Genomic DNA, 24,184 nt, shown 5'->3' with positions numbered 1-24,184 from the left:
TGCTATGGAGCAGACGATAGGCCCTGCCCCTGACCCGCTCAATCACCGCAAATGACATTTTCATAACCCTGAGTTACATTTTGCAGCTCCACAAGGAGTCACAGCATGAAGCTCGGCGACCTTTCGGTCGGCTACCTCTACAGCCTGCAGGCGGCGCTCAGGCATCAGGGTCATGACGCAGACGCCCTGTTGCGGCGCTATCGCGTTCCTCCGGACATGCTGGCCCGGCCTCTGGCGCGCATCAGCATTCCACGTTTCATGCGCCTCGGCCATGCCGCCATCCAGCTCAGCGGCCGTAAGGACATCGGCCTGCTGATGGGCCGGTACAGCCAGCCATCGCACCTGGGACTGCCGGGGCTGACCGCCCAATGCGCGCCCAACCTCGGCCAGGCTTTCGATGTACTGGTGCGCTTCGAGCGACTGACCAGCCAGAACTACCGGGGCCACTCCAGCTTTCATCCACCGGCCACCCGTTTCTACTCGATCAGTCCCTACAACAGCTTCAACCTCTTCGTGGTCGACTCCGCCCTCGCCTCCCGCCGGCAGCTCGCCATGCAGCTGACCGGAGGCGCAGCGCGGCTCAGGGAAGTGCACATCGAGTTCCCTGCGCCGGACTATGCCGACCGCTACGAAAGCCTGTTCGGCTGCCCGGTACTTTTCGAGCAGGAGCACAACCAGCTGATCTGGGAAGCCGGCAGCCTCGACCTGCCGCTGATCCAGAGCGCCCCCGGCACCCACGCCCAGCTGGTGGAGTTGTGTGAGCAGCAACTGCAGGACCTCACCCGCCACCGGCACCTGCGCGAACGGGTCGAGGAAATCCTCTCCCCGCGGCTGCACAGTCAATTACCGGAACTGGACGAAGTCGCCGCCCGCCTCGGCATGGCCGGCTGGACCCTGCGCCGCCGCCTCAAGGCCGAAGCCGGCACACGTTTTCAGGACATCATCGACGACATGCGCCGGGACCTGGCGCTGAGCTACATGAGGGATACGGAAACCGCACTGGGAGAAATCGCCTTCCTGCTCGGCTTCTCCTCACCGGCAGCATTCCAACGCGCGTTCAAACGTTGGACCGGCGTAGCACCAGGGCAATATCGCCGGCAGACAAGACAGGAGAAACCGCTCGGTAGGAGCACCGCCCTCGGTGTGAACCCCAATCGAACCAAACCCCAGAGCCAGCCCCCATTCGCACCCGACACGGGTGCTCCTACATCCGGCGTGGGGATTGAGTAGGAGCACCGCCCTCGGTGCGAATCACAATCAAACCAAACCCCAGAGTCAGCCCCCTTCGCACCCGAGGCGGGTGCTCCCACATCCGGCGTGGGTTTCGATCCGGCGTGGGGTTTCGGTAGGAGCACCGCCCTCGGTGCGAACCACAATCAAACCAAACCCCAGAGTCAGCCCCCTTCGCACCCGAGGCGGGTGCTCCTACATCCGGCGTGGGTTTCGATCCGGCGTGGGGTTTCGGTAGGAGCACCGCCCTCGGTGCGAACCACAATCAAACCAAACCCCAGAGCCAGCCCCCATTCGCACCCGGGGCGGGTGCTCCCACATCCGGCGTGGTTTTTGATCCGGCGTGGGGTTTTGGTAGGAGCACCGCCCTCGGTGCGAACCACAATCAAACCAAACCCCAGAGTCAGCCCCATTCGCGCCCGGGGGGGGCCCTACAACACGCGAAGGAGTCGAACGCCTACCCCTCACATCTCCTGCGCATCATCTACAGCGTCATCCCATTCCTGGGCGCGTTGCTCCAGCAGTTCTTCTTCATACTCGTTCATATTGTTCTCTCCTTCTTGATCATTCTCTGCATGATGGGAACAGGTTCAACCTAACTCCCCTGCTTTACAGTCAGATGAAAACCACACGGGAAAGTTCAGAAGCAATTGACTTTGCCACGGTGTCAGGGTTGAGACTGTGGCCATTCAAACCATCGAGGAGATTGTTCCCGTGAGCATCCCACTGAACGTCAAGGAAATGACCTGCGCCCACTGCGTCAAGCACGTCACCGAGGCCCTGACCGCCGTTGCCGGTGTCGAATCGGTCGACGTCAACCTGGAAGCCGGCAAGGTCAGCGTCAAGGGCAATGCCGACAGCCAGGCGCTGATCAACGCCCTGGACGAAGCCGGCTACCCGGCCAACGTCGCCCACGATGGCAAGACCACCTGCTGCGGTGGTTGCGGCGGCTGACAGTCAAGGAGGAAAACATGCTCGGCAAATTACGCTTCATCGCCCTGGCCGGTCTGTTCATGGGCGGTCTGGCCCAGGCGGCAGACAACCTGACCATTGACGTCCACCGCGACGCCAACTGCGGCTGCTGCAAGGACTGGATCCTGCATCTGGAGAACAACGGCTTCACGGTCAACGATCATGTAGAAGCCAACATGGGCAGCTTCAAGCAGACCGCCGGCGTACCCCCGCGCCTGGGCTCCTGCCACACCGCGATCATCAACGGTCAGTTCGTGGAAGGCCACGTGCCTGCAGAACAGATCCACCTGCTGCAGAACCGCCCCGACCTGCTCGGCATAGCCGTTCCCGGCATGCCCGTCGGCTCTCCGGGCATGGAGTACGGTGATCGCAAGGATCCTTATCAGGTAGTGGGACTGACCAGAAGTGGCCAAGTCGAGGTCATCGCGGAGTACTGATCAACTCCGCTCCAGCCTCAGCGTCACCCGGCGGTTCTTTTCCCTGCCTTCCCGGGTGTTGTTGTTGGCGACGGGGTAGCGCTCGCCGTGGAAACGGATGCTGATCATGTCCTCATCCACGCCCCGCTCGACCAGGTAGGCCTGAACCGCCAGCACCCGCTGGCGGGACAGCTCGCGGTTGCTCAGTCGGTCGCCGACATTGTCCGAGTGCCCATCCAGTTCAATGCGCGACACCTGCGGATCAGCCTTGATGTACTCCAGCGCCACATCCAACATCTGTCTGGCCCGAGCATCCAGCACGGCACCGCCACTGGGAAAGCCGATCGCCGTGCGCGAGATCTGATCGATATTCATCGGCAGCAGGCCATCGGCACAGGCCTGAAAATCCTTCCACGCCTGCGGATAGCCGACACTGGACACCACCACCCGCACCTGCTGACCCGCATCGCTCAGACTGCCCTGCAGAATGGTCGGCTGCAAACCCCGAGACAGCCCCGCGAGCATCTGCCCCGCCTGCTGCCAGGGTAACCGCATTACAGTGGTGCCCGACTGAACCGTCCCCTGCCCAAGCGGCTGCACCCGGGCATCCGGGCGCCACGGCGGCGGATCGTTGTACAGCTGCGCGGCTCCCGGCCGCATCAGCTCGCTCCAGGCCGACAGCTGGAACATCGGCCGCTCACCCGCCCGGCGGATGAACACCGCCTCGCCATAACCGTCAACGCGCTGGCTCAAACGACACTCGAACTTGTCCCCTTCCACCGACCACTGCACATCTTCCATGCGCGTCTGGAACGTCATAGCCTGGGCAGGCAGAGCTGCTCCCAGTAGCAGGACAAGCGGTAAACGGAACAAGCAAGGCACTCCGAAAACAGGGCTACAGGACAAGAAGTCGGCGCACGAGCGCGAAACTTTAGCCCAGAACCAAAACCCAACTCCGCCCGGTTCGCACCGTGCCCGACCCGTTCGCACCGAGGGCGGTGCTCCTACAACAAAGCCAAACCCAACCCCGACCCGTAGGAGCACCCGCCCCGGGTGCGAATGCGTGCCCACCCCTTTCACACCGAGGGCGGTGCTCCTACAAAAAAACCAAACCCAACCCCGACCCGTAGGAGCACCCGCCCCGGGTGCGAATGCGTGCCCACCCCTTTCACACCGAGGGCGGTGCTCCTACAACAAAACCAAACCCAACTCCGACCCGGGTGCGAATACGGGCCCACCCCTTTCGCACCGAGGGCGGTGCTCCTACAACAAAGCCAATCCCAACTCCGACCCGTAGGAGCACCCGCCCCGGGTGCGAACGCGTGCCCGCCCGTTCGCACCGAGGCGGTGCTCCTACGGGGTCCTCTACAACCACACCGCATCCCAATGCGGATAATCCCCCACCGACTCCACCAACCCCGCCCTGATCGGGTTGGCTATGACATATCTGGCCAACGCCTTGAGGTCATCCTCCCGGCGCACCGCTCGATCATGAAAACCCCTCTGCCATATGCGCCGCCCGATTCTCCGCGCACAAACACCCCTCACCCGCCCCACCACTCGGCCGAGCGACTCGTCATTCAACTGCATCAACCAATGGAAATGATCCGGCATCACGACATAGCACCAGGTCTGGACATCGTTCTGCAGCGCCTCCATACGCAAGGTATTGACCAGAGCCCGGGCGTTGTTCAGGTCGGAGAAAACCGGCTCGCGATCCTGGGTAACGGCGGTAATGAGGTACAGCCTGCCCGCCTCGGACACACGCCCAAGACGCAGACGGTGGGATTGGTAGGTTGCTTGTGACACGGCATTGGGCCTCCTGGATGGGGGGTTTGGATATATCCAGGGGGTTATCGGGGCAGGAGTAAAGGAGAGGATGGCGGGGTTGTGATGTGGTGCACGGAGGAGTGGGTGGGGAGGGTTTGTGCCCGCCCCCGTTCGCACCGAGGCGGTGCTCCTACAGCAAAACCACAACCCAACCCCGTGACCGTAGGAGCACCCGCCCCGGGTGCGAATGGGGACATGCATGGGGCGTGGATTGTGCTCGCCCGGTTCGCACCGTGGGCGGTGCTCCTACAACAGAACCACAACCCAACCCCGAACCGTAGGAGCACCCGCCCCGGGTGCGAAGGGGGACATGCGTGGGGCGTGGATTGTGCTCGCCCGGTTCGCACCGAGGCGGTGCTCCTACAACAGAACCACAACCCAACCCCGAACCGTAGGAGCACCCGCCCCGGGTGCGAAGGGGGACATGCATGGGGCGTGGATTGTGCCCGCCCGGTTCGCACCGAGGCGGTGCTCGTACAGCAAAACCACAACCCAACCCCGTGACCGTAGGAGCACCCGCCCCGGGTGCGAAGGGGTGCCCGACCCGTTCGCACCGAGGCGGTGCTCCTACGACAAAACCTAACCCACCTCCGGACCGTAGGAGCACCCGCCCCGGGTGCGAAGGGGTGCTGCCTGGTGGAGGCTTAGCGGTAGCCTTTGGGGTTGTTGGACTGCCAGCGCCAGGCGTCGGCGCACATGGCTTCGAGGCTGAGTTCGGCGCGCCAGCCGAGTTCTTCGGCGGCGAGGGTGGGGTCGGCGTAGCAGCAGGCGACATCGCCCGGGCGGCGGGCGGTGAGGACGTAGGGAAGTTTGTGGCCGCAGGCTTTCTCGAAGGCATGCAGCATATCCAGCACCGAGTAGCCCTTGCCGGTACCCAGGTTGAATGCCTTGATGCCCAGGTCCCGGTCCAGCCATTCCAGGGCCTTCACGTGGCCTTCAGCCAGGTCCATGACGTGGATGTAATCCCGCACCCCGGTACCATCCGGTGTTGGGTAATCGCTGCCGAACACGTTCAGATGCTCACGCCGGCCCACGGCCACCTGGGCTATGTAGGGCATGAGGTTGTTGGGGATATCCGCCGGGTCTTCGCCGATGCGACCGCTGCTGTGGGCCCCGACCGGATTGAAATAGCGCAGCAGGGCGATATTCCAGCTGTCGTCGGCCACATACAGATCGCCCAGCAGCTCTTCAATCATCAGCTTGGAGCGGCCATAGGGATTGGTCGCGCTGGTGGGAAAATCCTCGCGGATCGGCACGGTGGCGGGGTCGCCATAGACAGTGGCGGAGGAGCTGAACACCATGTTCTTCACCCCGGCCCGCTGCATGGCCTCGCAGAGCACCACGGTACCGCTGACGTTGTTGTGGTAATAGCGCAGCGGCTGGGCAACCGACTCGCCCACCGCCTTGAGCCCGGCAAAGTGGATGACGGCATCCACCTTGTGGGTCTGGAACAGGCGATCCAGCAGCGCGGCATCATTGATGTCGCCCTCCACCATAACCACCTCGCGCCGGGCAATATCCTCCACCCGGCGCACGGCCTCGGCGCAGCTGTTGCTGAAGTTGTCCAGCACCACCACGTCATAGCCCAGTTCAAGCAGGCGCACGCAGGTATGCGAACCTATGTAGCCGGCGCCGCCGGTAACCAGAATGGTCTTGCTCATTTACTCAGTCCTTTCAAACCGCCTTGATCGCCTCTACCAGCTTCTCAGTCTCCCGCTCCATCAGGGCGATATCACCCCGACTCTCCACATTCAGCCGTATCACCGGTTCGGTATTGGAGGCGCGCAGGTTGAACCGCCAGTCCGCGTAGCAGATGCTCAGGCCATCAGTGTAATCCACATCCAGCGCAGCGGGGGCATATTGGTCTTCGATGGCCCGCAACACGGTCGGCGCATCACTGACGGTGAGATTGATCTCGCCGGAGGACGGATAGGCAGCGATGCGCTCATCCACCAGCTCGGACAGCGGCTTGCCCTTGCGGCACATCAGCTCGGCCACCAGCAGCCAGGGAATCATGCCGCTGTCGCAATAGGCAAAGTCACGGAAGTAATGATGCGCGCTCATCTCGCCACCATAGATGGCATCCTCGGCCCGCATGCGCTCCTTGATGAAGGCATGGCCGGCCTTGGTCTGAATCGCCACGCCGCCGTTCTGCTCGATCTGCTCCACGGTATTCCACACCAACCGCGGGTCGTGAATGATGCGCGCGCCCCGCTCCTTCTGCAGGAAAGCCTCGGCCAGCAGCCCGACGATGTAGTAGCCCTCGATGAAGCGCCCCTGCTCGTCGAACAGGAAGCAGCGGTCAAAATCCCCATCCCAGGCAATGCCCATATCCGCCTGATACTTGAGCACCGCATCGCGGGTAATGCCGCGGTTTTCCGGCAGCAGCGGGTTGGGAATGCCATTGGGGAAGCTGCCGTCAGGATTGTGGCAGATCTTCACCAGCTCCACGGGCATATGCAGATCGGCAAAGGCCTTTTCCAGCGCATCAATCGCCGGACCGGCCGCACCGTTACCTGCGTTGACCACCAGCCGCATCGGAGTGAATGCCGCCGGATCGATGTAGTTCATCAGGTGCTCGACATACTGCTCCCGCACGTCGACCAGCTCATAGCTGCCACGGTCGGCATCCGCCACATTGGGGTCACGACCGTCCACCAGCTCATATTCCCGCGCTTCGGCCAACGCCCGAATCTCGGCCAGACCGGTGTCAGCGGAAATCGGCCGCGCACCCTCGCGCACCAGCTTGAAGCCGTTGTAGTCGATGGGATTGTGCGAGGCAGTCACCTCGATGCCGCCGTCCACACCCAGATGGAAGGTCGCAAAATACACCTCTTCCGTGCCGACCATGCCCAGGTCCAGCACATCCACCCCTTCATCGCGCAGACCGTTGGCCAAGGCCGCCTTCAAGGCCGCCGAGCTTTCACGAATGTCCCCGCCCAAAACCACTTTTTTGGGCTTCAGCCACTGGGCAAAACCCCGGGCGATGCGGTAGGCGATACCTTCGTCCAACTGCGTGCCCAACTGGCCGCGGATGTCATACGCCTTGAAGCAGGTGATAGCAGACATAAAAGATCCTTGTTTTGATATTTGGTTTGGCCTGGGGCTTGGCCCCGATTACTTCAAAATCCGCCCCAACAGCCCCGCCGTCGACGAATCCACCCCACTCACCTCGCCCTGCCCCCGTATCCATCCCAGCGTATCCACTGCTAGCTTCTTGCCCATCTCCACGCCCCACTGGTCGAAGGGGTTGATATCCCAGATCACCGACTGCACGAAAACCTTGTGTTCGTACATGGCAATCAGTGCTCCCAGGCTGTAGGGCGTGAGTTCGTCCAGCAGCAGGGTCGAGCTGGGTTGATTGCCGCGGTAACGCTGGTAGATGGGCAGTTGGTCTGCATCCTTGAGGGCTGCGTCGCCGAGGGCCAGCAGGCGGGATTGGGCCAGGCAGTTGGCCAGTGCCAGCTCATGCTGGGCGATGAGCTCTGCGGTGACCTCATCCCGGGCCTGTTCGTAACGGCGGGCCGGGAGGATGAAGTCGCAGGTTACGGCTTCGGTACCCTGGTGCAACAGCTGATAGAAGGCGTGCTGCGCGTTGGGGCCCACATCGCCCCAGATGATCGGGCAGGTCTTGTGTTCCACGGGCTGCCCATCGCGGGTGACGCTCTTGCCGTTGGACTCCATCTCCAGCTGCTCCAAATACAGCGGCAGCTGCTTGAGGCGGCCATCGTAAGGCAGCACCGCCTGGGCGTTGATGCCCAGCACGTTGGTATTCCATATCCCGACCAGTGCCATCAGTACCGGCAGGTTCTGCGGCCAGTCGGCATTGCGGAAGTGTTCATCCATCAGATGGGCACCGGCGAGCATCTGGCGGAAGCCGTGCATACCGATGGCCAGAGCAATGGGCAGGCCGATGGCGGACCACATCGAGTAGCGCCCACCGACCCAGTCCCATATCTGCAACTGATGCTCTTCGCTGATGCCCCATTCGGTCATCTTCTGCACCGCCGAGGACACGCCCAGAAAGTGGCAATGCAACACACCTGGCTTGTCGCCCAGCGTGTGCTGCAGCCAGCAGCGCGCGGTATCGGCGTTGCTCAGGGTATCTATGGTGGTGAAGGACTTGGACGAGATGATGAACAGCGTCGAGTGCGGGTTGAGGGTGCGCAGCAACTGGGACAGCTGGCTGCCGTCCATGGTTGAGGCGAAGTGTACGGTCAGGCGCGAGGAGGTCTGCGCCGCGCTGTCGCACAGGGCCTCAACGACCATCTGCGGGCCCAGGTCCGAACCGCCGACGCCGATATTCACCACATCGGTCACGACCTCGCCGGTAGCGCCCCGCCACTGCCCCGAGTGCACCTTGTTCACGATGCGCTCCATGCGGCGCAATTGCTCGTGCACCTGGGCGGCGACGTCCTGGCCGCCCACCACGCAGGACGCACCCTCGGGCAACCGCAGGGCCCAATGCATCGCCGCCCTGCCCTCGGTGGAGTTCACCGGCTCGCCGCCAAACAGTCGGTCGATCCACTCTGGTAGCTGCTGCTGGCGAGCCAGATCGAACAGCCGCTCGAGGGTTTCCACGGTCAGACGCTGTTTGGAGTAATCGAACAACAGCGGACCGCATTCGCTATGCAGACGCCCGAAGCGCTGCGGATCATCGGCGAAAAACTGCGCCAGATGGGTGCCCTTGATGTTATCGGCATGCTCAGCCAGGACCCGCCACATATAAATTACTCTCCTGATATGGATCGTCATGAAACCCGAAACCGGCCCGCGGACCCGTAGGAGCACCCGCCCCGGGTGCGAATGGGGCCTGCCCGGGGCGCTGATCTGTGCCCGCTTCAGTTCGCGGTTCGCACCGGGGCGGTGCTCCTACAACAAAACCAAAAGCTGCCGCGGCCCCGTAGGAGCACCCGCCCCGGGTGCGAATGGGGCCTGCCCGTGACGTTAATATGTGCCCGCTTCGTTCGCGGTTCGCACCGAGGCGGTGCTCCTACAACAAAACCAAAACCTGCCCCCGAACCCGTAGGAGCACCCGCCCCGGGTGCGAATGGGGCCTGCCCAAGACGCTAATCTGTGCCCGCTTCGTTCGCGGTTCGCACCGAGGCGGTCCGGCGATCCGGCGGTGCTCCTACAACAAAACCAAAACCTGCCCGCCCGCTTCGTTCGCGGTTCGCACCGGGGGCGGTGCTCCTACAGCACAAAACCAAAACCGCCCGCGAACCCGTAGGAGCACCCGCCCCGGGTGCGAATGGGGCCTGCCCGGGGCGCAAATCTGTGCCCGCCGCGTCCGCGGTTCGCACCGGGGCGGTCCGGCGATCCGGCGGTGCTCCTACAACAAAACCAAAACCTGCCCGCCCGCTTGGCTCGCGGTTCGCACCGGGGGCGGTGCTCCTACAACAAAACCAAACCTGCCCCCGAACCCGTAGGAGCACCCGCCCCGGGTGCGAAGGGGGCCTGCCCAAGACGCTGATCTGTGCCCGCTTCGTTCGCGGTTCGCACCGAGGCGGTCCGGCGATCCGGCGGTGCTCCTACAACAAAACCAAAACCTGCCCGCCCGCTTGGCTCGCGGTTCGCACCGGGGCGGTGCTCCTACAGCAAAAAACCAAAACCTACCCCGACCCCGTAGGAGCACCCGCCCCGGTGCGAATGGGTGCCTACCTGCGCCCTATCCCGTAATAGGTAAACCCGGCCCGCTTCACAAACTCGGGGTCCCAGACATTTCGACCATCCAGCAGCAGCGGCTTGTTCATCTCCGCATGCAAACGCTTGAAGTCCGGGCTCCAGTAGGCCTTCCACTCGGTCACCAGCATCAGCGCATCAGCGCCGGCGGCAGCTTCGTAGGGATCGTCATGCAGGACCAGATCATCCCGCTCCCCCGCCCAGGCCGCCAGTGCCGGCAGCGCGCGGGGATCATGCACATGCACCTCGGCCCCCTGTGCCCAGAGCGCGGTAATCAACTTCAATGCCGGTGCATTATCAATGCGCGAGGACTCAGGCTTGAAAGCGGCACCCCATATCGTCACCTTGCGGCCGGTCAGCTCAGTGTCATAGTGCTGCCACAGCTTGCGGAACAGCGCCTCCTTCTGGCGCTCGTTGATCTGCAGAACCTCCTCGATCAACTGCGCCTGCAGGCCGCTGTGCTGCAGGGTGCTGGCCAGGCTCATTACGTCCCGGGAGAAACTCAGCCCCCCGAAACCGCAGCCCGGATACAGATAGGCTTCACCGATCCGCTGATCGGCGCCCATCCCCTGGCGCACCCTCTCGATATCCACATCCAGACTGTCCGCCAGGTTGGCCATATCGTTCATGAAGCTCAGGCGCGTGGCGAGCATGCCGTTGATCGCCAGCTTGGTGAATTCCGCCTCACGCGGGCGCATGGACATGATCGAATCCCGGCGGCGGTTGAATGGCCGCAGAATCTCCGCCACCAGCCGTCCCGCCCAGGGTATATCCGCCCCCACCAGCCAGTGGGTAGGACGGGTAAAACCATTCAGGGCAGCCCCCTCGGTAAGCAGGTCAGGCAGACTCACCACAGCACCATGCTCGACCTTGGCGCCCCCGCGGGAGTGCAGACTGTGCTGCAGCGCCTCGGTGCTGCCCACCGGGAAGGTAGACTGGTTGACCACCAGAAACTCGGGATCGATGCTCACAGGCAGAGAGCGGACCAATTCATGGGCATAGTCCAGCAGGTCCGGCGCCAGTGCCAGCCAGAGCACGGTCACGCGCGGGTCAGGGCGTTGATCCAGACCAACTACCTGCAGACGGCCCTCACGCTTTTGCTCCAGCATAAGATCAGCCAGGCCCGGCTCGCGCAGGGAGAAGTTCCCGGTATTCAAGGTGTTCGCCACCCCACCGGGGGATACATGCAGAGTGACCTGATGCCCGGTCGAGGCCAGCGCCGCAGCGCTGACCATGGCACAGAGCGTATCGCCGTATACAGCAATGAACATGGGCCAGTCCTCAGCCTTGATAACGCGCCAGCATCGCCCGGAAGTCCGCACCCAGTGTGGGATGCTGCACCCCGTAGGCTACTGTTGCCTCCAGATATCCCAACTTGCTGCCGCAGTCATGGGACCGGGCGGAAATGTGCCAGGCCTCCACGCCCTCACCCTGCATCAGCTCGGCGATCGCGTCGGTCAGCTGTATCTCACCGCCCGCACCGGGCTGGGTGTTCTCCAGCAGATCGAAGATGCGTGCCGGGAGCACGTAACGCCCGACCACCGCCAGATTCGACGGCGCCTGATCGCGGGGCGGCTTTTCCACAACCCGACTCATCAGAGCATGCTGGCCCGGCTGCAGGTCAACCCCATGCACATCCACCACACCGTACTGGCTGACCAACTCCTCAGGCACCGGCTCAACCAGAATCTGCGCATGGCCGCCGGTCTCTACAAAACGCCGTGTCATCTGCTGCAGGTCGTTCTCGGGCCCCCGCTGCTCCACCAGCACATCCGGCAGCAGCACCGCAAAGGGCTCGTTACCCACCACGGGGCGAGCACAGTAAACGGCATGGCCCAGACCCAGCGCACGGCCCTGGCGCACTGCGGTCACCTTCAGCTGCGGAGGCGCGATATCACGCAGTACCTGCAGAAGCTCATGCTTGCCACGACGCTCCAACTCAGCTTCCAGCTCGTAGTTCACATCGAAATGATCCTCGATGGCCTTCTTGCTCGAATGGGTCACCAGCACGATTTCATTTATTCCCGCCGCCAAAGCCTCCTCCACCACATACTGGATAACCGGCTTGTCGACCACGGTAACCATTTCCTTGGGGATCGCCTTGCTGGCGGGCAGAAAGCGCGTGCCCAGACCGGCCACCGGTAGAACTGCCTTGGTAACCTTCACGGTAACTCCTGTATATCAGTCATCAATCAGAGAATAGGAAAGCCCAGCGGGAACAGAGTTCAGAAACTTTCAGCGGCCCGGATATTAACCCAAGCGCGGACGGAGTTCAGTCCGAATGTGAACCAGAGCGCAGCCCCCACCAACCAATTTGTTTATAACAGTCCGACATCACAAGAACGTGAACGGGGGACATGCCATGACACGCCGCCTCATCCTCTGCCTGGACGGCACCTGGAACTCCAACGACAAGAGCGACAAGGTGACCAACGTCGTCAAATTGCTGCGCTCCATACCCTCAGTGGACAGCCGGGGCACCAGCCAGATCCTCTACTACGGCCGAGGTGTGGGTACCGGCAATGGAGAAAAGATCCGCGGCGGCTTCAGCGGGGCAGGACTGGATACCAACATCATCGACGGCTTCCGCTTTCTCGGTAACAACTACCACCCCGGCGACGAGATCTATCTGTTCGGTTTCTCCCGCGGCGCCTACACCGCCCGTAGCCTCGCCGGCCTGATCAACCTGGCCGGCATCTTCTGCTCCGCCTGTCTGGGCCGGCCACTGGAAAAGCTGCTGGACATCTGGCGGGACCGCACACTCAGCAGAGAAGAGAAGCAGGCCGCCATCAACCGTATCCCGGATGTCCATCGTCATGAGCACGTGCAGATCAAATGTGTCGGCGTCTGGGATACCGTAGGCTCACTGGGCATACCCGGCGATCTGGCCAAACAGCTTTCACTTGCCAGCCGCTGGTACTTCCATGATGTGCACCTGGGCCCGCATATCGACGTCGCCCTGCACGCCCTGGCCATCGACGAGAAACGCGGCGCCTTTCCTCCCACGCTTTGGGAAAAGTCCATCGGCCAACCCCTGCCACCGGGGCAGGTCGTCGAACAGGTATGGTTCCCCGGCGTGCACTCCAATGTCGGCGGTTCCTATCAGGACGACCGCCTCTCGGATATCGCCCTGGACTGGATGATCAAACGTCTCCGGCGGCACACCCCGCTGGAGATAACCGGACTGGGCCTGAACCCGGCCAACCTCCCGGTGGAGAAGTGCGTACAGGGCAAAGGCATCGAAAGCCGCACCACCCTATACATGACCAGCTACCCCTACCCGTACCTGCGCACCCTGTGCAATGTGCTCACACCACCCACCGGCAAGATCGACGGCCTCATCCGCAATCTGTTCAAACCGGAGAACAGCCGCCGCAACCTGCCCGACACAAACGAAGAAACCGTCAACGAATACCTGCACATATCAGCACTGCAGCGCTGGCGCCTGCCTCAGGTGCAGCATGACCTGGCCGAGGACAGGGACAACCCCCTGCAGGCCTACCGCCCGGCCAACCTGGCAGCTGCTATTGCCAAGGCCGCGACAGATCCCGCCACAGTGCCGATTGTCGGCTGGGATGGCGAGCCAATTGAGGAGGGTATGGCGTCAGCTTTCAAAGCCTTCTCTCAGCCAGTTCTTGCAGATAGCGGATAAGGGCCGGGAGTTGCGTTGTTGGGTTATCGGTCTCGTTTTTGGTAGCCTCCCTGTTAGCTCTGTCAGCATTAGCCAACGCAACCTCCAGTTTTTCCAGAGTACACCGAAAAAGTCCCTGCTCTCCCTTGCGGTAAGCAACGTGTTCGGGAATCTGCTTCAGCTTACGCTCCACATCGGCGAAAAGAGCCATTGGTGCGGTGGTGTACTGGTAGTGCAGAAGAAGCCAGTACTCAAAGCAGGGAATATCGGCTCGGTCTTCTCACCCTCGCAGACGATCAGGACTCGATCATAGGGCTCCCGCTTCGGTCCCTGTCGTTTCAGCGAGTGACGGCTCCGGTCACGGCGCGCCATACTTTCAGATCCTCCAATCCCCAACAAAGGGCAGAGCTCCATAACGCCCCTGCAGATACCCTCGCCCGAAGTTTTCATCCTTACGAGGGCTGAAGTCTGTCAATGGGTAGCAACGGGTCTGCAGCTTGCGATCCTTTTCAACAAACCACACCTGATCCCGTCGAAAGACCTCCTTGTCCAGAATGCTGGTGTCGTGGGTCGAAAAGACCAGCTGTGCGTTGGTGCGATTGATTTCGGGGTCATGAAACATCTCCACCAATTTGCGCATCACGACCGGATGCAGGCTGGTATCCAACTCATCAATGACCAGAACCCATCCATTGCGTAACACATCCAGCCAGGGGCCCGCCAAGCCAAACAACTGCTGCGTCCCTCCCGACTCTTCTTTGATATGCAGTTGAACTGCATTGCCTGCAGGCGTTTTATGCAGGAGAAACACATCGGCTACCTGGCGATTCTTGATGTCCTTGAGAAGCGCTTTACGCAGCTCTGGCGGCATATCATCAGGCAACGGCAGGTCACCCAATTTACGGTGAACGACGTTAACCCCATCAATGCCCAGGTCCGCAGACCGCAGAAACTCTACAATCTGGTCGCGCACCCCTTCGTCTCGCTCACATTCACGGCGGCTGAAGTCGCGCGAAATTCGCGCCTGTGGGTATATCGTTCGCAAACGCAAACGAAACCAATTGAATACGGGCAGCAGCTGCTCGGAATTCAATTGAACCGCCGTTGAAAGAAACAGGGCGTTATCGCGGGTCGCCTCATGCCATAGCTTGCGTTGCCCCTTGAAGCTGGGGCTGAACCGCCAAGCCTCGTCAGCATTCTCGTCGCGCTCAAACCAGACCTGCGGGCTGCCCTTGGGGTAGGCCACCAACCATTCGGACAAGATTCGCTGCTGTGTCAGGGTAACGCCGTACTGATAGCGCACGCCCTGTTCAACAAATATCACTTCGAACTCGGAAGGCTTGGTCGCAGCCTCCCCATCATCCATCAAGAAGGGTGTTATTGGAATTTCATCCCCCTCCTGAGATCCCTGCGCAGACCCCAATACCAGCTCACGGAGGAAATGCATTGCCAGAATCAGATTGCTCTTGCCCGCCGCGTTGGGTCCATAGATAACCGACGACCGCACCACTGCAGGGGTGGCAGGTGCCTCGGGGTCCATCACATTCGTCTCCCGCAGCTCCTTTCCAGAAGCCGCCACCAGACTCAGAGTCTGGCGCTCATAGATAGAGCGGAAGTTGGAAACACTGAACTCAAGTAGCACGGCTACTCTCCTTCGAATTTTGTCAGTTTTTGCATAATATCCGCAAATATCTGAAAAAAACATCAATCCAATAAAAAACAACGTGAACACTACTCCGGCCGGCCTGTATGTCCAGGCAACAAAGGCCTACCGCCCAGCCAACCTGGCAGCACTGATCAGGGAAGACAATTCAGAAAGGTAGAAGTGGTGGCGCTGGGGCAAGATCCCATGGCCGGAATAAGTGGCTCAGCTAGAGCACATTGATCTCGGGCGCCATATCGCACCCGGGGCGGGTGCTCCTACAACCCAAGCTGGTCCTCTCCTGTAGGAGCACCGCCGGATCGCCGGACCGCCCGGTGCGAACCGAGCAGGCACCAACTACCGGGGTTGCACCCATTCGCACCCGACACGGGTGCTCCTACAACCCAAAACGCGACGCTCCCCCCGTAGGAGCACCGCCGGATCGCCGGACCGCCCCGGTGCGAACCGAGCAGGCACTGCCTACCAGGGCTAACACCCCTTCGCACCCGACACGGGTGCTCCTACAAGCGGCGGCCCCCTGTAGGAGCACCGCCGGATCGCCGGACCGCCCCGGTGCGAACGTTCCCCTGACTCTCAGCCTCTTCCTCATGTTGCTGATACAGCAAGTCAACTATCTCACCCGTGGGCGAATACCCCTGCACAGTCGACAACAACGTCTCGCGCACCAACTCATAATCATCATCACGCACCGCCTGGCGCAGCGTATCCAGAATGGGCAGCAGCGCATTCCAGTCCAGAAACACCTCATTGGCGCGGTGAATCTTCGGATGGGAAGTGGACTCCGGGTTATCCCCGATCAGCAGCTCCTCATAAAGCTTCTCACCCGGACGCAGACCACTGAAGGTGATTGCAATATCCCCATTGGGGTTGTGCTCGTCGCACACCGTCAACCCCGAGAGCATGATCATCTTGCGGGCAAGCTCCAGAATGGTCACCGGCTCGCCCATATCCAGCACAAACACATCACCACCCTGCCCCATGGCACCAGCCTGAATTACCAGCTGCGCCGCCTCGGGAATGGTCATGAAATAACGGGTGATCTTCGGGTGAGTCACCGTCACTGGCCCACCCCGGCGGATCTGCTCACGGAACCGTGGAATCACCGAGCCCGAGGACCCCAGCACGTTGCCGAAACGCACCATGGTAAAGCGGGTACGGTTCACCTGACTCACAGCCGGATCCTCATCCCACAGGCGCGGCGCCTGTTCATGGCTGAGGGCCTGCAGCACCATCTCCGCCAGACGCTTGGTAGACCCCATCACGTTGGTCGGGCGCACCGCCTTATCCGTGGAGATCAGTACAAAGTTCTCCACCTGGCACTTGATGGCTGCCTGGGCCGCATTCAGGGTGCCGAACACATTGTTCATGATGCCTTCGGCAATGTTGTGCTCCACCATGGGCACATGCTTGTAAGCCGCTGCATGATAGATGGTGTTGATATCCCAGGCGTTGATCACATCCTGCAGCCGGCCGAAGTTGCGGATCGACCCCAGAATCGGCACCAGGGTAATGGACGCCTGACGGTTGCGAATCCAGCCCTCAAGCTCGGAATGAATCTCATAAAGAGCAAATTCGCTGTGCTCATACAGCACCAGCGTGGTCGGCTCCGATTGCACAATCTGTCGGCACAGTTCACTGCCGATCGAACCGCCGGCGCCGGTCACCATCACCGCCTGTCCACGGATGCACCGCTCGAACAGCGACCGGTCCGGCGGTACCGGGTCACGCCCCAGCAAGTCAGCCACGTCCACTTCCTGCAGATCGTCCACCTTCACCTTGCCACTGGCCAGATCCATGATGCCCGGGATGGTCCGCACGTGCACGCCATGACCCTGCAGTCGCGTCAGAATCTCCTGGCGGCGGGCGCGGGTGGCGGAAGGCACAGCCAGAAAGATTTCCGCCACACCTGTGTCGATAATCATGCGACTGACCTGGTTACCGGAGTACACCTTCAGGCCGGCAATGGTACGCTCTACCAGATCCGGGTCGTCATCGACAAAGGCCACTGTCTTGTACAGCCGCCCCACTTTCAGCGACGCCAGCAGCTGCAACCCGGCAGCCCCGGCCCCGTAGATAGCCACCGGCTTACCACCTACCTCACCCTCCTTGCGGTGGTGCAACACCGGCAGCCCGGCGGTCAGCCAGTTACCCATGAAGTACTCACGGGCCATCAGGCGCAGCCCGCCGATCAGCAACAGACTCAGCGCCCAAAAGGAGAAGTAAGCGGACCGGGGAAAGAGCACTTCCCAACCCAGCTCCCTGGCCACCAGCAATGCAAAGGCGAACGCCAGAAAACCGTAGGTCACACCCTTGGCAATGCTGAACAGCGCCACGTTACCAAAGTGCCGCATCACCGCGCGGTACATGCCGGTACGCACATACAGCGGAATAGCCAGCACAGGCCCCATCAGAAACAGCCAGCCCTGGCCACCCTCAGGCCACAGCCAGCCCTGCTCGCTGAGTCGCAGAAACAGCGCCAGCCACAGGGCCAATGACAACAGAATCACATCAGCCAGGATCTGAATGGTGCGTTTTTGCCTGTTACTCAGCCGAATAAGTTTTTCTTTCAGCACTACCGGAACCTCGGAAAATGACGATCAACACAGATCATCTCAATGCGACAGCCATATGTTACGGATGTTCATGAAAAGCACAGGGTTAACGCGGGCAGGATCTTCAAATTGCGGATATGTCTTCTTCAGCTTACCTGACACCTGCCAGCCACTCTGAATCCTCTGGCCTTGAAACGCCTCATCACACCCTAAATGGCCGAAGCGAGGACGTTGCCTGAGGCAGCCTTCACCACCAAAGGGTAAATGCCCACCACTCAAACCGCCCCGATGAGAACTTACCGTACCCCAGCCAGCCCCAGAACTTCAGCAATCACCGCACAGGTCTTTTCAATCTCAGCATCAGTCAAAGTCGGGTGCACCAGGAACATCAGACTGGTCTCACCCAGTTTCTTCGCAACAGGCAAGCGCTCAGCGGGACGCCAGTCAGTTCCATCAAAGGCTTTTTCCAGATACACCTCGGAGCAGGAACCTTGGAAACAAGGCACACCACGGGCAACGATTTCATTGACAATTCTGTCCCGATTCCAACCCCCGACAAGACTCTCCGGACGCACCTGCACATAGCACTTGTAATGGGCGTGCACAGAGCCACCAGCTTCATTAAACTCCGGCACCCGCACCGCATCAAACTGCCGACAGGTCTCCCAGATACGCAGTGCATTGCGAGTCCGCGCAGCCGTCCAGTCCCCCATCCGCTTGAGCTGAATACGCCCGATAACGCCCTGCACCTCGGTCATCCGCCAGTTGGTGCCAAAGCTGTCATGCAGCCAGCGAAAGCCCGGCGGATGGTCACGCTCATATACTGCATCCCAGGATTTGCCATGATCCTTGTACGACCACATACGCTTCCACAGCTCACGATCATTAGTCGTCACCATGCCCCCTTCACCGCCTGTGGTCATGATCTTGTCCTGGCAGAACGACCAAGCACCAACATGACCAATCGAGCCAACAGAGCGCCCCTTGTAACGGGCACCATGGGCCTGGGCACAGTCCTCGATCACAAACAGATTATGCTCGCGGGCCAGTTCCATGATCGGGTCCATATCGCACGGCCAACCGGCCAGATGCACACAGATGACGGCCTTGGTGCGCTCAGTCAGCACCGCCCGCATGGTGTCGGCAGTCACGTTCTGCGAATCAGCATCCACATCAGCAAATACCGGAACAGCGCCGGCGGTCACAATGCTGGAGGCAGAAGCCAGGAAGGTACGTGAGGTAACAACAACCTCATCGCCTGCGCCAATGTTCAGCGCTTTGAGCGCCAGATCCAGCGCAACAGTACCGTTGGCCAGAGCAATGGCATATTCGGCATCCGCCCAGGCAGCAAACTCCTTCTCGAACTCCCGGCACTCCTGGCCAGTCCAGTAGTTGACCTTGTTGGAAAGCAGAACATCACGTGCAGCGTTGGCCTCTTCCTCGGTAAAGGAAGGCCAGGGGGAAAAAGGGGTGTTAAGCATAGATAACCTAAAAAATCAGGATTTAATCAACGGCCTGGCCGGGTTTCCAATCACTGTCACTCCCGGAGGTACGTCCTTGGTGACCACTGCGCCCATACCTACCACTGCGCCCTTACCTATGACCAAAGGTTTAGAAGGAGTGCCTTGCTTAATAATCGCACCAGTACCAATATAGGCATGATCCTCAATGTGAATATTACCGTTGCATCGTACCCCTGGGGCAAATGTTACATAGTCGCCAATCACACAGTCATGAGCGACATAGCTATATATGTTGGCGTGAAATTGCTTTCCAATCTTGATATTGGAGGTCAGCTGTGTGAAGTGACAAAGAATAGCGCCCTCGCCAATCTCAACCTCGTCAAGAATGACTGCATTGTCCGCAACAACTGAGAGAATACCGATCTCATCAGCCTCACACTTTTCAATCAGATTTTCTCTGACAGCGCTGTTGGCGATGGCTAGAATCACAAACTTATTTATGGCCTCAAGTGCCAGAAAATCAGAGTAGGTAAGAATAGGGTAGCCATTCAGGCTATCTTGCTCAGCCCCATCATCTACAAAAATGAAACGCACGTCTGCAAACATTGCATGATACTGGGCCTTGGCCAACGGCATTATTTCTCGCCCAAAACCGCTGGCCCCATATACAGCAACTATAGTCTCAGTCATTCTTCGCTCCAGCATCATTACCCATAAAGCGGCTCATCGTGGCCTCACCTTCCGCACTGATACCGTCACGCACTAATACCTTCTTCACTGTCAGGAACAGAATCTTGATGTCCAACCACAGCGAGCGGTTGTCCACATACCATACGTCGAGCTTGAACTTCTCATCCCAGCTGAGCGAGTTACGCCCATTCACCTGCGCCCACCCCGTCACCCCGGGCCGCACTTCATGGCGACGATACTGCTCTGGCGAATACAAAGGCAGGTACTCCATCAGCAGTGGCCGGGGTCCAACCAGACTCATATCTCCTTTGAGCACGTTCCACAGCTCCGGCAGCTCATCCAGGCTGGAAGAGCGTAGAAACTGGCCAAAAGGGGTCAGTCGCTCAGAGTCTGGTAAAGGATTACCCTCGGCATCAACCGCATCTTTCATGGTGCGAAACTTGACCATCTGGAATGGCCGGCCGTTCAGGCCGGGACGGGTTTGACGAAAAAACACCGGAGCGCCGAGATTACGGCGAACCTGCCATGCAATAACCAAGATAACCGGAGACAGCAGTAGCAACCCTAACGCCGACGCTACCACATCGAGAACTCGCTTTGAAATCACTTCCAACCTCTAAATGAATTTGGAACGGTCAAACGATAAAGCTCACTAGCAAAATAAGGAATCAACAACTTTTTTCGTGACTCCGCGTTTATCATAAAACTTTCACTACTCTTTCGTTCCAAAGAAAAAAAGGACCTTACCAGCGCTTCTTGGTCTGGAGCACAAACCACCCCAACGCCATGTTGAGTTACCCAACGCGCAACGCTGGTGTCTTCTCCACAAACTGCCAGCACTCCAGTGCCGGAAAGAGCGTAAGCAGACGACTTACTGGGAAAGGCGTACTTGGTTACTTCATCGTCGATCGGCAGCAGCGCCCATTTGTGTTGATTGACTAGCTCAGCTGCTTCGGTAGCGGGGATAACCCCCAGGTAATCGACCTGTTCGTAATCGTCAGCCAGTGCTTTCACATCCGATGCATGTACCCCTCCACCAGCAAAGGTAAAATGCAGCTTGCCACCCTGATGTAGATAATCCCGGATGGCTTTAAGCAACAGTGGAATGCGTTGCAAGCGCCCTGCATTACCGCAAAACACAATGTCTTTGGTACGCTGCGCAAAAGGCACCGGGGTTACCTCAAAGGCTGCGTTATCTAACAAATGGATGGGACTTTGCGTATCGCTGCGCTGCCGAATATACCTCTTCATATCTTCCGATAGAGTGATAATCCCATTTGAGTGACGCAAAGTGTAATTGTCTACAATCTGCAACAATTTAAATAACAACCGGTTAACTGGCACTACAATATTGGCCGCTTCCGGATGAATATCCTGCAGGTGATACACATAACGTGCGCCAAACAAGCGGCAGTAAACTGCGACAATGAAAGGCACCACAACCGGAGGGTTTGTAGACACATAAACATTCGCAGGCTTAACGCGCACCAGACTGATGAAGGTCCAAAACATGAAGAACAAAGCTTCTGCGATGCGTTTGACTACCCCACTGGCCGATGTGGTGTAAGCCTTACAGGCTCGTACTTCAACCCCTTTACCCCGGCCTTTGCTAGCCAGCAAACCAGCAAGATCACCCTCAGCCTGGGTAATCACACACACCGAGCCGCTTTGTGCTGCTTGCTCAGCGAACTGCAATAACCCTTCGCCTATCACCTGGCTTTGCGGCCAGAAGCTCCGGTTTACGATCGCCAGATCCGTTTTCTTACGCGCCATACGCCTGGGCTTCCTCAATAATACTGCTTCCAAACGTTCTGCATCACATAATCCCGATAGCTATGGATAATGCGCACCACTTTCTCTGCCACGTTCGGCATGCTGTAATCAGCAACCAGACGCATAGATCGCTCATCACCACGGCTCTGGTTTTCCAGAATCGCCAGCCCCTGCAGCACCCGTTCAGTACTTAGCCCAACCATCATGGCTGCCGTTTCTTCCATCCCCTCAGGCCGCTCGTGAGCCTCGCGCAAATTCAGCGCCGGGAAATTGAGAATGGAAGCCTCCTCGTTGATGGTACCACTGTCCGACAGCGCTGCCTTGGCGCTCAACTGCAGCTTGTTGTAATCCTTGAAGCCCAGCGGTTTGAGCAAGCGCACATTCTCGTGGAACTTCACCCCCATGGCATCCACCCTTTTCTGGGTACGCGGGTGGGTAGAGACGATTACTGGATAGCCATACTTCTCAGCGACAGCGTTCAAGGTAGTTACCAGCGCCAGAAAGTTTCTGTCCGAGTCCACGTTCTCCTCACGGTGAGCGCTGACAATAAAGAACTTGCCCTCTTCCAGGCCCAGGCGAGTCAATACATCAGAGGCCTCAATACCTTCACGGAAGTAGTTGAGCACCTCAAACATCGGGCTGCCGGTCTTGATCACACGATCCGGCGGCAGACCTTCGCGCAGCAGATAATCCCGCGCAATGGTGCTGTAGGTAAGGTTGATGTCCGCCGTATGGTCCACAATGCGGCGGTTGATTTCTTCCGGAACCCGCATATCAAAGCAGCGGTTGCCGGCTTCCATGTGGAAGGTGGGAATCTTGCGGCGCTTGGCGGGAATCACCGCCATACAACTGTTGGTGTCACCAAGCACCAGCAGTGCCTCCGGCTGCACCTCGGCCAGCACCCTGTCCACAGCAATGATCACGTTGCCAATGGTTTCCGCCCCGCTGGCTCCGGCTGCGCTCAGAAAATGGTCCGGCTTGCGGATACCCAGATCTTGGAAGAAGATTTCATTAAGCTCGAAATCATAGTTCTGGCCGGTATGCACCAGAATGTGTTCGCAGTACTCGTCCAGCTTTGCCATGACGCGGGACAGTCGAATTATCTCCGGCCGTGTACCGACCACGGTCATTACTTTCAGTTTTTTCATGATGACGGACTCAATCAGGCTTTCGTGCCAACAGGGCAGGCGAAGGTATCAGGGTTGGCTCGGTCAAAAATCTCGTTGGCCCAGAGCATACAGACCAGCTCATCCTGACCTACGTTGGTAATATCGTGAGTCCAACCCGGCACGGTTTCAACAATTTCCGGCTTGTCTCCCGAGGTATACAGCTCGTAGAACTCACCCGTCAGCATATGCCGGAAGCGGAAGCACGCCTCGCCCTTGATCACCAGAAATTTCTCGGTTTTAGAGTGATGATAATGCCCGCCTCGGGTTACACCGGGGTGGGCTGTAAAGTAAGAAAACTGCCCGGCATCCTGAGTTTTAAGCATCTCCACAAACACACCGCGCTCATCGCCATGCTGAGGTACTGTGTAGGTAAAGCGCTCCGGCGGCAGATAGCTCACATAAGTGGAATACAGAGCACGGATCAGACCTGTACCCACAGGTTCGGTAATAAGATTATCCCGAGTCGCCTTGAAGCGGTTAAGCTGCTCCGCCAGCTCCCCAACCGTAATTTGATATTCAACGGGCACATTCACAAAAGGCCCCTCAGGACGCTCTTCGCCAAGCACCCCCTTGAAGCTGGCAACCACATCGTCCACATAAACCAGACGAATCACCGCAGCGGGGTCATTGATCTGAACCGGCAAATCCCGCGCGATGTTATGACAGAAGGTCGCGACTACTGAGTTGTAGTTGGGCCGCGCCCACTTACCAAATACGTTAGGCAGCCTATAGATGTAGACCGGGTTACCGGTAGCCTCATGCAAATCCAACAGCACCTGCTCGGCTGCACGCTTGCTGTTACCGTAATCGTTATCCCGCTCTGCCTGTATGGACGACGTATAAACCACAGGGATCGACCGACCACTGGCTTTGATCGCTTCACACAGTTGCTCAGTAAGCCCTGTATTACCTGTTACGAACTCATGCGGATTCTGCGGCCGATTAATTCCCGCGAGATGAAACACCCAGTCCACTCCTTCCAGCATCGCAGGCAGGTCGGTAACTGTGTCCTCACGGGTGAAGGGTACAACTTCAATGCCGCCCATCTCTCGAAAATGCACCAGCAGGTTCTTGCCAATAAAGCCGTTAGAGCCAGTCACCAAAACACGCATC

At 59.4% G+C, this 24,184-nt stretch carries 20 protein-coding genes; 4 read left to right on the top strand and 16 right to left on the bottom strand.

Annotation, left to right across the window (positions count from 1 at the left end; translation table 11 throughout):
• Nucleotides 1-105 precede the first annotated feature (105 nt).
• The 3 genes from VF673_RS12405 (at nt 106) to VF673_RS12395 (ending at nt 2,639) form a co-directional block, all read left to right on the top strand.
• Complete coding sequence (locus VF673_RS12405) at nt 106-1,230, top strand: AraC family transcriptional regulator (RefSeq protein ID WP_440292186.1); 1,125 nt, start codon at nt 106-108, stop codon at nt 1,228-1,230.
• A gap of 741 nt (nt 1,231-1,971) precedes the next feature.
• A complete protein-coding gene (locus VF673_RS12400; protein WP_440292193.1) occupies nt 1,972-2,184 on the top strand; it encodes a heavy-metal-associated domain-containing protein in 213 nt (70 codons plus the stop codon).
• 17 nt (nt 2,185-2,201) lie between these two features.
• Nucleotides 2,202-2,639 carry a DUF411 domain-containing protein gene (locus VF673_RS12395; protein ID WP_440292185.1) on the top strand — a complete coding sequence of 146 codons (438 nt, stop codon included), beginning with the start codon at nt 2,202-2,204 and terminating at the stop codon, nt 2,637-2,639.
• Here the strand turns inward: VF673_RS12395 and VF673_RS12390 are convergent, their stop codons facing one another.
• The 7 genes from VF673_RS12390 to galU all read right to left on the bottom strand — a co-directional run bounded on the left by VF673_RS12390 (nt 2,640) and on the right by galU (nt 12,296).
• On the bottom strand, nt 2,640-3,437 hold the full coding sequence (locus VF673_RS12390) for a flagellar protein MotY (protein WP_440292184.1): 798 nt from the start codon (nt 3,435-3,437) through the stop codon (nt 2,640-2,642).
• Between the two features lie 546 nt (nt 3,438-3,983).
• Nucleotides 3,984-4,427: an REP-associated tyrosine transposase gene (locus VF673_RS12385; protein ID WP_440292183.1), complete on the bottom strand. Its 444-nt coding sequence runs from the start codon at nt 4,425-4,427 to the stop codon at nt 3,984-3,986.
• Nucleotides 4,428-5,092: 665 nt separating this feature from the next.
• A complete protein-coding gene (gene galE, locus VF673_RS12380; protein WP_440292182.1) occupies nt 5,093-6,109 on the bottom strand; it encodes a UDP-glucose 4-epimerase GalE in 1,017 nt (338 codons plus the stop codon).
• 13 nt (nt 6,110-6,122) lie between these two features.
• Nucleotides 6,123-7,517: a phosphomannomutase CpsG gene (locus tag VF673_RS12375; RefSeq protein ID WP_440292181.1), complete on the bottom strand. Its 1,395-nt coding sequence runs from the start codon at nt 7,515-7,517 to the stop codon at nt 6,123-6,125.
• Between the two features lie 48 nt (nt 7,518-7,565).
• Nucleotides 7,566-9,173 (bottom strand): glucose-6-phosphate isomerase, encoded by a 1,608-nt coding sequence (gene pgi / locus VF673_RS12370; protein ID WP_440292180.1) that lies wholly within the window; start codon nt 9,171-9,173, stop codon nt 7,566-7,568.
• A 932-nt stretch (nt 9,174-10,105) separates the two neighbouring features.
• Nucleotides 10,106-11,401 (bottom strand): UDP-glucose dehydrogenase family protein, encoded by a 1,296-nt coding sequence (locus VF673_RS12365; RefSeq protein WP_440292179.1) that lies wholly within the window; start codon nt 11,399-11,401, stop codon nt 10,106-10,108.
• Nucleotides 11,402-11,411: 10 nt separating this feature from the next.
• The gene (gene galU, locus VF673_RS12360; RefSeq protein ID WP_440292178.1) at nt 11,412-12,296 is read right to left on the bottom strand and encodes a UTP--glucose-1-phosphate uridylyltransferase GalU; all 885 of its coding nucleotides are present in this window, start codon (nt 12,294-12,296) and stop codon (nt 11,412-11,414) included.
• Between the two features lie 196 nt (nt 12,297-12,492).
• Between galU and VF673_RS12355 the strand changes: the two genes are divergently transcribed.
• Nucleotides 12,493-13,782: a DUF2235 domain-containing protein gene (locus VF673_RS12355; RefSeq protein WP_440292177.1), complete on the top strand. Its 1,290-nt coding sequence runs from the start codon at nt 12,493-12,495 to the stop codon at nt 13,780-13,782.
• Here the strand turns inward: VF673_RS12355 and VF673_RS12350 are convergent.
• The 9 genes from VF673_RS12350 to wbjC form a co-directional block, all read right to left on the bottom strand.
• A complete protein-coding gene (locus tag VF673_RS12350; RefSeq protein ID WP_440292176.1) occupies nt 13,742-13,972 on the bottom strand; it encodes a hypothetical protein in 231 nt (76 codons plus the stop codon). The two genes, VF673_RS12355 and VF673_RS12350, sit on opposite strands and share 41 nt — an antisense overlap.
• A 165-nt stretch (nt 13,973-14,137) precedes the next feature.
• Entirely contained in the window at nt 14,138-15,403 is a 1,266-nt protein-coding gene (locus VF673_RS12345; protein WP_440292175.1) for an AAA family ATPase, read from the bottom strand.
• A 521-nt stretch (nt 15,404-15,924) separates the two neighbouring features.
• Nucleotides 15,925-17,997: a polysaccharide biosynthesis protein gene (locus VF673_RS12340; protein ID WP_440292174.1), complete on the bottom strand. Its 2,073-nt coding sequence runs from the start codon at nt 17,995-17,997 to the stop codon at nt 15,925-15,927.
• 275 nt (nt 17,998-18,272) lie between these two features.
• Entirely contained in the window at nt 18,273-19,457 is a 1,185-nt protein-coding gene (locus VF673_RS12335) for a DegT/DnrJ/EryC1/StrS family aminotransferase (RefSeq protein WP_440292173.1), read from the bottom strand.
• A 15-nt stretch (nt 19,458-19,472) separates the two neighbouring features.
• On the bottom strand, nt 19,473-20,129 hold the full coding sequence (locus tag VF673_RS12330; RefSeq protein ID WP_440292172.1) for an acetyltransferase: 657 nt from the start codon (nt 20,127-20,129) through the stop codon (nt 19,473-19,475).
• Complete coding sequence (locus VF673_RS12325; protein ID WP_440292192.1) at nt 20,122-20,733, bottom strand: sugar transferase; 612 nt, start codon at nt 20,731-20,733, stop codon at nt 20,122-20,124. Before VF673_RS12325 ends, VF673_RS12330 begins: the two co-directional genes overlap by 8 nt.
• Nucleotides 20,733-21,902, bottom strand: a complete 1,170-nt coding sequence (locus VF673_RS12320; RefSeq protein ID WP_440292171.1) for a glycosyltransferase family 4 protein — start codon at nt 21,900-21,902, stop codon at nt 20,733-20,735. Before VF673_RS12320 ends, VF673_RS12325 begins: the two co-directional genes overlap by 1 nt.
• Nucleotides 21,903-21,916: 14 nt before the next feature.
• Nucleotides 21,917-23,050 (bottom strand): non-hydrolyzing UDP-N-acetylglucosamine 2-epimerase, encoded by a 1,134-nt coding sequence (gene wecB / locus VF673_RS12315; protein ID WP_440292170.1) that lies wholly within the window; start codon nt 23,048-23,050, stop codon nt 21,917-21,919.
• Nucleotides 23,051-23,064: 14 nt separating this feature from the next.
• The gene (wbjC, locus tag VF673_RS12310; RefSeq protein ID WP_440292169.1) at nt 23,065-24,183 is read right to left on the bottom strand and encodes a UDP-2-acetamido-2,6-beta-L-arabino-hexul-4-ose reductase; all 1,119 of its coding nucleotides are present in this window, start codon (nt 24,181-24,183) and stop codon (nt 23,065-23,067) included.
• Nucleotide 24,184: the final 1 nt, after the last annotated feature.

The sequence above is a fragment of the Halopseudomonas sp. Lyrl_26 genome (assembly GCF_051948695.1).
In the GTDB taxonomy this organism is placed as follows: Bacteria; Pseudomonadota; Gammaproteobacteria; order Pseudomonadales; family Pseudomonadaceae; genus Halopseudomonas; species Halopseudomonas formosensis.
The sequence above is the reverse complement of the archived record's forward strand: the minus strand, read 5'-3'. Positions and strand labels throughout refer to the sequence as shown.